Raw genomic sequence first — 1433 nt, 5'->3', positions numbered from 1 at the left:
GGCCTCACCTTTCAGGTGAGGCCCGCCGTCGTTGTTGTATCACTTGGTTGAGCCGTTCCCGGAGCACCTGCAGGGCAATCCAGGAACAGTCGCGGCAGGGGCGCTACCCGGCTCCCTGCGACTCCAGGAGCCTGCCAAGGGTTTGGAGGACATCCTGTGCTTCTTCGCGTCCCAGTGGACCGTCTAGGGCTGCATCAGGGATGTTGAGCTCCACCTCGCAACCGTGATGGAAGTCAGCCGTCATCACCTGCAGCAGAGACCGTGCATCAACGTATGCCGTGCCCGCCTTGGAGATGGTCACCGGCAGCCCGGTTTCGGTGACCGCCCGGACAAATACGGCGGCCGGACGCGCATGCAGTCCGATTGAGGCTGTGACCACGGCCTTCTGAGTTGGCAACGGGACTCCTTCTTTATGACGGCCCCATCCGTCTGGTATTGAAATTTTCCTGTCCAATATAGCGGCACCTTCCCGTGATCAGCGAAATGCTCCTGTACTGTGGCGCACACTGGTCTAGACCTGTCCTAAAATGGCTGGGTGATCCTCAACCAAACGGCAAAGTCCCGTGGCTGGTAGCGCGGCAGCCATCGCCGGCGAGATTGACCGGACCAGCGGTACGGCCATCTATGTTCAGCTGCGTGAAATCCTCCGGACCTATATCGTCGAATCGTGCCGGCCCGGATCGGCGCTGCCCTCGGAACGCGACCTGGCGGAGCGTTTTGGCCTCGCCAGGATGACCGTACGGCAGGCGATTGATGCCCTGGTGGGCGAAGAAGTGATCGAGCGGGTGGTAGGGCTGGGCACGTTTGTGCGCAGGCCGAAGCTGGACCTGCAGGTCAAGCTCACCTCGTACAGCGAAGAGATGCAGCGCCGCGGCATGGTCCCGGCCGCCAAAGTCCTCAGCTTCGAACAGATCGGGGCCAGCGCATTCCTCGCACGCGAGCTCCAGCTGGACGAGGGCACCCCGCTGGTCCGTTTCCGGCGCCTTCTGCTGGCAGACGGCGAGCCGATGAGCGTCGACGAGAACTTCATCCCGGCCCACCGGGTTCCCGGCCTGCTCGATGGCGAGCCACCCACCTCGCTGTACAACGTGCTCAGCGAACAGTATGGCCTGGTAATGGAGTGGGGGGAGGACATGATTGAGGCCACGGCTGCTTCGCCCTCCACAGCACGCTTGCTCAATGTCGAGGTCGGTGCACCCTTGCTGAAGATCCAGCGCCATGCGTTCGTGGCCCGCACCATGGTGGACTATTCGGTCTCGTACTACCGGGCCGACCGCTACAAGCTGTGGGTTCCGTTGCAGCGCCCGGGTGCACGCCGGTCCCGCAGCCACTGACGTTGCTCCGCGGCTGATATCAGGCCCCGCGCGGAGCCTTACAGCTAAGCACACAGTGGAACTGCAGACAGAGAAGGCCCGGTCCTCATGGACCGGGCC

The 1433-nt window shown here is 63.1% G+C and carries 2 protein-coding genes; one reads left to right on the top strand and one right to left on the bottom strand.

From position 1 onward, the window contains the following. Positions 1-103: 103 nt before the first annotated feature. Positions 104-397 (bottom strand): HPr family phosphocarrier protein, encoded by a 294-nt coding sequence (locus FNL14_RS08550; protein WP_091419961.1) that lies wholly within the window; start codon positions 395-397, stop codon positions 104-106. A gap of 166 nt (positions 398-563) precedes the next feature. Between FNL14_RS08550 and FNL14_RS08545 the strand changes: the two genes are divergently transcribed. Then, the gene (locus FNL14_RS08545; protein ID WP_050055221.1) at positions 564-1334 is read left to right on the top strand and encodes a GntR family transcriptional regulator; all 771 of its coding nucleotides are present in this window, start codon (positions 564-566) and stop codon (positions 1332-1334) included. Positions 1335-1433 lie beyond the last annotated feature (99 nt).

It is taken from the genome of Pseudarthrobacter sp. B4EP4b (assembly GCF_006680095.1).
Lineage (GTDB): Bacteria > Actinomycetota > Actinomycetes > Actinomycetales > Micrococcaceae > Arthrobacter.
This window is presented reverse-complemented; position numbering and strand designations above follow the sequence as displayed.